This is a genomic window from Streptococcus oralis, assembly GCF_001579175.1.
Classification (GTDB): Bacteria; Bacillota; Bacilli; order Lactobacillales; family Streptococcaceae; genus Streptococcus; species Streptococcus oralis_O.
Map to the genome: position 1 here is coordinate 813,368 of NZ_KQ970760.1, position 9,562 is coordinate 822,929.

The following is a 9,562-nucleotide window of genomic DNA, read 5'->3' on the forward strand; positions in this document are numbered from 1 at the left end:
ATTGTTCTAAAACAAGATGAACTATACAGCGATTATTGGCGTGTTTATCAAAGCGACGGTGAGCTTGAATTCTATTTATTTGAGGATGGTCAGTTTGGTTATCGCCAATATGGTTCACTTAGCCAGAAAGAAGATAATATTGTTTTTAAATACCATTCAGAACCAGGTAAAACAGAGTTTCTAGCTACTCAAATGGGCTATGATAGTTTAAAATACATTGTTGTTAAAGATTGGGAGTCTCTTTTTGATGAAAATAAAGCGTTACTGCGAGAAAACTACGTTTTTGACGACTTAGAGAACTTCTTGAAAAAGTCGAATTATTTTGAACTAGATTACTGGACTTTCAATAGTGGATTGAAAGAAGATGAAGAGTTTTTAAACGAGATTACAAAAAAAGCTCATGATCAAAATCAAGAGCTTTCTAATAACACTGGGGGCGAACTATTGAATCGCAATTCCAGTTTTTTAGGAGTAGAAACTCCAGGGACAGCACCGCAGCCCGTTGAGAAAAATTCTCAACCTGATTTTCCTGCCAATGTTCATCTTCATTTTACCATCGATGAGGATCGAATGTCAAATAAAATATTCAGAAAAAACATGCGGACGTTAAATTTATACGCAAACGCAATGAGAGATTCGGCTCAATGGTATCTAAAAGAAATGTCAGGGACAAGTATCCATTATGTTTATAAGAATCCAGAAGAAAAGCAATTCCAAATTCTAAATGTTAAATTTGACAAGAAAAATTGGATGCACTTAACTGGAGTAACACCTGTATATAATGAGCGGGTAGAACATTTGTCTGAGTCATTCGTTGAAGATGTTGCAGCTGGAAGAGGGCATTTCAGAGATCTAAAATTTGCGCAGGGAATGTCGGATAAATTAAAAGTTTTGAACTTATTACCTGAGGTTGTGGAGTCCGATTCCTTTGTGTTTAACGATCTCTCATCTGTAAAGAAATTTAATAATCTGGATCTTACAAAGGCAATCAGACCAGAAGATACAGATTTGTTATTGCTATTCAAAGAAAAGGAATTTACTCATGTACCTGCATCTTTAATGAGAGTGAAAGGTGATTTAAGTAAACAACTGGGAGATATAGATACTGGTACAATTCTCGGTGTCTATAGAGAAAGAAATGGTCACATTGAGCAACTGTCAATTAATGAGGAGTTTGTTAAAGATGGTGGCGAGGAAATGCTAACTGTCTTAAAAAATAAGCAGTATGAGGAGGTTTCTGAAGAACCTGAACCACCAGCTCCAGAGGATACACTGAATAACTCCCTACGTGATGCGAATAAGTTTACTCAAGTCTTAGATACTGTCTATAATTTAGGAGTGCCTAGTGACATCTCAAAAACTCCAGAAGAATTTCATAAGGCATGGAATCAGTATCTTGACTATGCGAAACAGTACAATGATAAATTTGATCAGATTGTTGCTGCCGCCGGAGAAGATAATCTCCTGGATAAAAATTCCGACTTTTATAGAGACTGGCATCAAGATCATATTTATAAAGATGACTATCATATTCGCCTTCAATGGTCTGAGGATCGCCCAGGTGGCCCGAAATTGCCATTTAAAGAGACCGAGCTGATATCTTATCAAGATTTCGCTAGGGAGCTATATAAGGCCAATCAGGACTTTTATCCAATTCATCAAGAAGGAATGAAACAAGTAACTGCAGGCAATACTGAAGACTATATCCCTCCTACCAAAATTAAGTTTGATGTTTATGCTCCAGGGGGTAAAATGATCAAAGAGGGAATTCGATATGATATTGGAGATGAGACTACACCAATTTCACAAATGCTAGGATTAGGATATCGTCGACTCAACGGTCAATCTGTACTAGCATCGATGGATGAAGAAATTCTTTCTCAGCTGGAAAATAGAGAGGTGAATAAGGAAATTTCTCAGGAAGCAAATGAATCGGCTCGATTGACAGAAGAAGTAGCAAGTCAAACTCCTGATACAAGAGAAACGGTAGCTTTTCAATCTTCTAAGCAAGAAACTAAAACTAATTTACTTCAGCGTGTAGAGGAGATTCTGAAAGAGGAACCTATTTCGGATTTGGAGACTCCTGAAGTAAATTCAAGTAGTATTGATTATGCTAGTTTAACACCGCATGAATTGAGTGAGGTTGCTTTTCAAAAAGTGAGAGAGTACACAGAAACACCAGAACGGTTAGAAGAGTATCTGAATTTTATGAGTAAGTTTCCAGAGCTGTCACCTAGAAATGTAGCGTTGATTCAGGAACAGTGGCCAGGAGCGAATGCAGTCGCAACCTATAATCAATGGCAATCGATGGGGGAAGTTCTTGGGATTACTTCAGATCAGGTATTTGAAACTAGAAATACCTATACCAATAAAAAACAGGTCGAACAAGAGAAGTTGTTCATAACAATCTTTCGGTTAAGACAGGAGAAAAATCACATATTACCTTGTTTAGACCTATGATGGTTGAAATGATTCCTGTATTGGATGAAAATGGGAACCAGGTAAAAAATGGAAAAGGTAATCCAAAATATAAAAGACTTTCTGAAGCGACACCTGAAGAAAAAGCTTTAAAGAAGGAAGGGAAATTGAAATCTCGCTTCTTCCAGGAAAGAGATTCAAATACAGGCTTAGCTAAATTCGCTACGTATAAAGTATTTGAGTTATCCCAAACAACCTTGAAGCCTGAATTTTATCCAAAAGCGATGCCAAATCGTCACTATGATTTTAATTTGGATCATGTTCGTACGAAAGAGGTGCTTGAAGGACTTTCCGATTATGCAAATAGTATCGGTGTAACCATCTATCAAGATGATGCAAAAGAGTTGAGAAGTGCGAAAGGATCTTTTTATCCAGATGAACAAAAGATACTTTTGAATCCAGATAATACTCCTGGAGAAGTCATTGCAACCACCATTCACGAGTTGGCGCATGCTAGTCTACATAATCCTAAATTTGCTAACTCGTATAAGGAGGATGTCTCAAAAGATCGTAGAGAACTTGAAGCTGAGATGACAAGTTATCTCGTTTCTAAGCATTTTGGGTTAGATACCTCTGAGAAAGCCATTCTCTATATGGCAATTTGGACTGATAATTTGACCTCTCTTGACGATCAACAACTAGCGCAATCTATGAAACGGATTCATGGAACAGTATCTAAGATTGTAAAAAGTGTTGAACAACATACAAAGCCTTACCAGTTAAACAGACAGGTGGTACAAAATCAAAATTTTATCCAAAGCCCAAAGAAGGGGCTTAAAGTCTAGAAAGAGTGCTCTTTAAGAGCCTCTTTTTTGTATATAAAGTTATATAACTTTTTGTGCTTTTTTTGATATCAACTCACTCTATTCTTTGTCGATGTCCCTTTACAAAAGATTTTTTAATTATAGCTTACAATGACAGAAAATGAAGTAGAAGGAGAATGATATGGTTATAGTTATTCTGGCTGAAAAAGAGAAACAGGCAGAAGCTTATGCTACAGCTTTGGGACAATTTAGTAAAAAGAAAGGTGTCTATGTCATTAGGCAGTCACTCTATTTTCCAGCTGAAGTACATGTGGTGGCTGCTGAAGGGCACCTATTTGAATACAGTGAACCAGACAACTGGTCACTTGATAAATTACCCCTAACAAATGTTTCATTTAAGCAACATCTGAAAGAGGACAAGGATTCGAGAGAAAAATTTAAGAGAATCTATGATGAAGTGGTAGCAGCGGATCAAGTGATTATTGGGACGGATGCTGATAGAGAAGGAGAGCGAATTGCGTATTCTATTTTATCGCATATACCAGGAGGGAAGGAGAAAATTTGGAAACGTCTTTGGGGAAGCTCCATGACAAAGAAAGCTCTTCAAAAAGCTTTTCAGGAATTGAAGGAACCTTCAGAGACCTATAATTACTATTTGGAAGCTGAAGCACGTGCACAAAGTGATTGGTTGGTAGGAATGAACTTATCACCTCTTGCAACACTTGATCTTCAAGCAAGAGGACAACTCCCTCGAACAAAAGGTAGCAGTCTATCGGTTGGCCGAGTGCAAACACCAGCGGTCAGACTAGTTTGTGAGAATGATTTAGAGATTCGCAACTTTACTCCAGAAAAATATTGGAAGCTTCAGCTGGAGGATAAGAAAAATGGGGTATTCTTTACTACCAAAGATAAAACTAAAGATAGTGAGGCTATTTTAGCCTCTTCAAGGGAGTTATCAACCACCTCTGTTATTTCTTCAGTTGAGGTAGAAAATCAACAGAAATCCGCTCCACAACTATTTACCTTGTCTGCATTACAAAGTTTTGCAGCAAGTGCCTGGAAATTTGACTCAGATAAAACAGAGAGCATTGTTGAGGGACTGTATTTGGAAGGATTTCTCTCCTATCCACGACCAGATTCAGAATACATCAATCAATTTGAGTTTGACGATTTAAAAGAAAATCTATCTGCCTATCAAAAAGCTATTAATTGTCATTTTGAGCCAGCGTTTTTGGAGCCTAGAGAAGATTATGTCAATGATGAAAAAGTGTCTGGTACGAGCCACTCAGCCTTGATTCCGACTGAAAGAATTCCAAACCTTTCAAATTTAAAAACTGACCAACGATTGATTTATGAAGCAGTTGTGAAGCAGGCAATCTTGATGTTTGCGGATGATTGTTATTATTCAACCAAAACAATTGAAGTAGAAAATAATGGTTTTGTTTTTAAAACAAAGGGTAGAACGCTTCATAAATTAGGATGGGCTGAATGGAGTTCTCGAAAGGTACGAGGTTCTGTTGAAGTTCCTGATTATCAAGTAGGAGATAGAATTGAGACACAAGTCCAGATTGTAGGGGGTGAAACAAAACCACCTAAAAGACTAACTGAAAGCCAATTGATTGGTCAAATATTTCCTAAATATGGCTTAGGAACACAAGCCACTAGAGGAGAAATCATTAAAAAAATTCAGAGCAAGGGCTATGTTGTCAAAGATAAAAAAACAGGTCAACTAACTCCTACCAACAAGGCCTATCTACTGATCAATTATCTCTATGACAATGAGTTCTCTGATCCAGAGACAACAGGAGGATGGGAAATGTTTCTATCTCAGATTGGAGAAGGGACAATCAATCCACGAGAATTTGTGGATGCGATAAAAGATAAGCTCACTCTTCAAATCAAGGAAGTAAAAGAAAGAGGTGATTAAGTGTGACTACTGAAGAAAAGAAAAAACACCCTATTTAGATCGTTATACAGATAATTTGACAGAAAAAGTTTCAAAAAAAGCGGAAGATTATCAGGTGTACGGACGTGATAAAGAAGTAGAAGCTGTTCAGACCACTCTTCTCAGACGAACTAAGAATAATCCCATTTTGGTAGGAGAAGCTGGAGTTGGAAAAACAGCTATTGTTGAAGGATTTGCTTTAGCCATTTTAAGAAACCAGGTATCTCCCAAATTAAAAAACTTGACCGTGCGCTCTCTGGAACTATCTAGTTTAATGTCAGATGAGGATGGAGGATTTATTGTTAAGTTTAAAAAAATTATTGAGGAGATGGTAGAAACCAAAGGAGAGAATCTTCTCTTTATTGATGAATTTCATACTATTGTTGGTGCTGGTGGTTCAGATAAGGGCGCTTTGGATGCTGGAAATATTATTAAACCAGTTTTGTCACGTGGTGAGATGCAATTGATTGGCGCAACTACTTTAGATGAATTTCATGAATATATTGAAACGGACCGAGCGCTTGAGCGAAGGATGCAGCCAATTAGGGTTTCTGAACCAACAACTACTCAAGCGATTGAAATTCTTGAGCAAGCTAAAACTATTTACGAAAATTTTCACCAGGTGTCTATTAGTTCTGATGCTGTAAAACAAGCTGTACTTCTATCTGTCCGCTACATACCTGATCAATTTTTACCTGATAAAGCCTTTGACTTAATAGATGAAGCAGCAACAATTTGTTCTACAAATGGATTAGGCGATGTCAGGAAGCAAGAAATTGCAGAGGTGCTGAAAAATAAAACAGGTATTCCTGTCACGACGATTTTGAAAGGTAACAAGGAAAGACTAGATGGTTTAAAAGAAAAGCTGTCACGACGTGTTAAAGGCCAAGATGAGGCTGTAGATGCTGTTGTGGATTCTATAACTGTTGCACAAGCTGGTTTACAGGATCAAAGAAAGCCTCTATCCTCCTTTATGTTTCTAGGAACTTCTGGGGTTGGAAAAACAGAGCTTGCCTTGGCACTAGCAGAGGGAATATTTGATGATGAAGAGGCAATCATTCGCTTTGATATGTCTGAGTATAAACAAAAGGGAGATATCACAAAGCTGATTGGCGATCGCCAAACTAGAACGAAAGGACAATTGACTGAGAAAGTTAAACAAAAACCTTATAGCGTTATTTTGATCGATGAGGTGGAGAAAGCACACTCAGAAGTTGTAGATTTATTTTTGCAGGTGCTTGATGCAGGGCGCTTGACTGATTCAACTGGAAGGCAAGTAAGTTTTAAGAATACGATTGTCATTATTACTACGAATATTGGTTCGCAAAAAATTATTAATCAGTATGAATTGAAAGGAAATTTTAAAAAACTAACAGATAGGGATAAAGTACAGTTTGAAAAGAGCATGACGTTGGAGTTAGAGACTAAATTTCGACCAGAATTTCTCAATCGAATTGAATATAAATTGATTTTTAACATGTTAGACGAGGAAGTGAATAAGGAAATTATTGTCAAACAACTATCAGAAATTCAAGAAAGAATGAAGAATCAACAGTTGACTCTCTCTTATGAAGAAAGTTTGGTTACTTATTTATTGGATGTAGGAACCAATATAAAGGATGGGGCACGGCCACTGGAAAGAGTGATTAAACATAAAGTTCTCCCTTTAATTTCTAAAGAGTTTTTGAACTTATCTGATCACAATCAAGAGTATCATTTTCATCTTTGGGTAGAAGGTGATGCACCAGATGAGAATCACCGTGAAGATAAAAGAAAAATATTATTCGATGTTGAAACTGAAAAGACGTCATTTGGTGAAGCATTATTTTCTTAAAATTCACCTTAAAAAAATGATTGTCCCTTTAAAAAATTTTTTTCAATTATCTATTATACTAACGTTGTCAAAAAAACAAAGGAGGATTTCTATGAAAAATTATTTGACAAGACAACTTCAGCAAGTAAAAACAAAATCACAGATGTTTTTATTGAGCCTTTCCCTGTTTCTAACAGGATCTACAGCCTATGCGGACGATCCATTTGCTAAGTCGGATAACTTGGCGAAACAAGGAATTACAAAAGTTCAGTTAGTCAGTGTTGCGCTATTTGGTCTAGCTGCCGTTGTCACTTCGCTCATTTATGCATTTGGTGGACGAGAGTTAAAAGCCTCAATGAAAAAAAATTGGATTTCAATTGCAATTGCAATTATTGGTGTTTCTGCAGGTCCAAGTATCATTGAATGGATTTTTGATTTTGTGAAAAATTAAGGGGTGGTGATATATGGCTTTTGCGCTCTTTAATAAAGGTCGCTGTACGATTACAGATGACTTATTTCTAGAAATCACCTGGGAAGATGGAAGAGGTCCAGAGGATGATAGTGAGTTGTTTGATATCCTCGAGGGATTGGATCATCTTTCTGATTTTTCTCAGCCGATTGCAAAAAGTTTGCCCTACCTAACATTTCAACAAGCCGAATTGTTATTTAAAGAGTTAAAACAGGCGTATGGTCAGTTTCAGCTGAAAAAAGTAGCAATTGCCCATCTGGAAGGAAAAAGCGTGGTGACAGAAGGGGAGGTTTATGCTAGTCCGTTCCTTATTACTGAAGACTATGAAAACCTCTTGCTTCCCCTCATTCAATCGATACTTACTCGCTCTGAATTTGGGAATTACAGCTATCAAGAAAAAAGGGAGTATTTTGAGAACCAGATTTATCCTGTATATAAACAAAGTTTGGGATTATCCGATTCTTCTCTTCCGCTTTTTCCAGCTGAAGGTGAGACAGAGGCTGTTTCACAACCAAATCGCTTGCCGCCTGTTCCAAATGCAAGGGATCAAACAGATGTTGCGGCTCCCGTATCTCAAAAGCGGTCAACTTCTCTGAAGAAATTTTATCTATTTTTAGGTGTTTTTGGAGTGTTGTCAGTAATAAATATCATTTGCATATTTTTTACTTTCGCTCAACTATCAAACCAGTCAGAAAAAGTAAATTTCTTATATCAGGAACAAAAAAATACTCAACTTATCATTTCAACGAAAAATGAAGTTGATGTATTTAGCCGTTATTTCTTACCTTCTTATTACTCGGGCAAAAAAGAAAACCTAGTAGATTTTCTTTCTGAAGGTGATGCAAAATTTACCAAACCAAAAGAAGGTATTTTACAGTCCGTTATTTTAGAGAAATTGAATTATGATTCAGAAACTCAAAAATATACGGTTTCCTATATCCTGTCTGTCAAAAGAGGGGATAAATCATCTAGCGTTAGATTAACTTTTGATGTAAAAGCTTCTGATTCTTCAAAATATGGATTTGTTGTAGAAACAGAACCAAAGGAATCAAATTATCTTAAAAATTAGAAAAGGAAAAATCACAATGAACAAGAACAAAAACCAAGTATTAGCTACACTCGCGCTATCAACACTCGTACTTTTACAAGCTGGCGGATTTGCATCGGCAGACGAACTTGCGCCAATTGATTCCTCTGCTCCAACAACGGAAGTGGTTACGCCAACAGCGCCAAGTGCTTCAACAGAAACAGAGGCTCCAGCAAATAAGTCAACAGAGCCTTCAGTTACTCCAGTTGATCCAACAGCTCCATCAGACAAGGATAACGCAGGAAGCCTTGACGGAGTGCCAGCTGATAAACCAGCACCTTCAGATAAGGCGCAAGACAAGGATAATGCAGGTAGTCTCGATGGTGTTCCGACACCATCAGATAAACCACAAGACAAAGACAACGCAGGAAGTCTTGACGGAGTGCCAGCTGATAAACCAGCACCTTCAGATAAGGCGCAAGACAAGGATAATGCAGGAAGCCTCGATGGTGTTCCAGATGAACAGCCAAAAACTACTGATCAAGCGAACCAACAAGGGAAGTCACAAATTGGAACCACTTCAAGCTCAACAGGACAAGTCGTCCATGATGTGACAAAAGCACCTGTTCAAACCAGCACAGGTGATTCCATTGTCAGCACTCAAAACGGAAATCTTGTCCTTGAAGATGGTTCTGTAGTTGCTCCTGAAGCACTTGGAGCTGTTACAAATGAAGACAAGACTATCAGTGTTTCGACTGCGGATGGTAAAATGGTAACTTTGCCAAACACAGGAACAAAACAAAGTTTCCTAGCTGTAATCGGTGGCATGTTGTTTACTGCGGTTGGCTACTTCTACAAGAAGAAATTATTTTAATTAAGTGAAGGAGAAAGAAATATGACAGAAAAAACAAAAGGACACGGATATTTCCGTAAGAAAAAATGGGCTAAAGGTTTAGCATCATGTATTGCAATCGCAGGTTTTGTAGCCTTCTCTGCAGGTTCAGCATTTGCGGATGAAGCAGTCCAGCCTGAAAGCAAAAACGACAACAACGCATACGCTACACAA

General features: G+C 37.5%; 5 protein-coding genes and 1 pseudogene. All 6 read left to right on the forward strand.

Features of this window, described 5'->3' with window-relative positions; all coding sequences use genetic code 11:
• Positions 1-423: 423 nt before the first annotated feature.
• Positions 424-3,263: pseudogene (locus SORDD24_RS11355) on the forward strand (PBECR4 domain-containing protein); the annotation flags it as partial.
• Between the two features lie 160 nt (positions 3,264-3,423).
• Positions 3,424-5,169, forward strand: a complete 1,746-nt coding sequence (locus SORDD24_RS08375) for a type IA DNA topoisomerase (RefSeq protein WP_061409486.1) — start codon at positions 3,424-3,426, stop codon at positions 5,167-5,169.
• Positions 5,170-5,224: 55 nt separating this feature from the next.
• Positions 5,225-7,021 carry an AAA family ATPase gene (locus SORDD24_RS08380; protein ID WP_061409488.1) on the forward strand — a complete coding sequence of 599 codons (1,797 nt, stop codon included), beginning with the start codon at positions 5,225-5,227 and terminating at the stop codon, positions 7,019-7,021.
• A gap of 91 nt (positions 7,022-7,112) precedes the next feature.
• Positions 7,113-7,451: a hypothetical protein gene (locus SORDD24_RS08385; protein WP_061409490.1), complete on the forward strand. Its 339-nt coding sequence runs from the start codon at positions 7,113-7,115 to the stop codon at positions 7,449-7,451.
• A gap of 13 nt (positions 7,452-7,464) precedes the next feature.
• Positions 7,465-8,538: a hypothetical protein gene (locus SORDD24_RS08390; RefSeq protein ID WP_061409492.1), complete on the forward strand. Its 1,074-nt coding sequence runs from the start codon at positions 7,465-7,467 to the stop codon at positions 8,536-8,538.
• A 16-nt stretch (positions 8,539-8,554) separates the two neighbouring features.
• Positions 8,555-9,370, forward strand: coding sequence for an LPXTG cell wall anchor domain-containing protein (locus SORDD24_RS08395; RefSeq protein ID WP_061409494.1), 816 nt, complete (start codon positions 8,555-8,557; stop codon positions 9,368-9,370).
• The last annotated feature ends 192 nt before the right edge of the window (positions 9,371-9,562 follow it).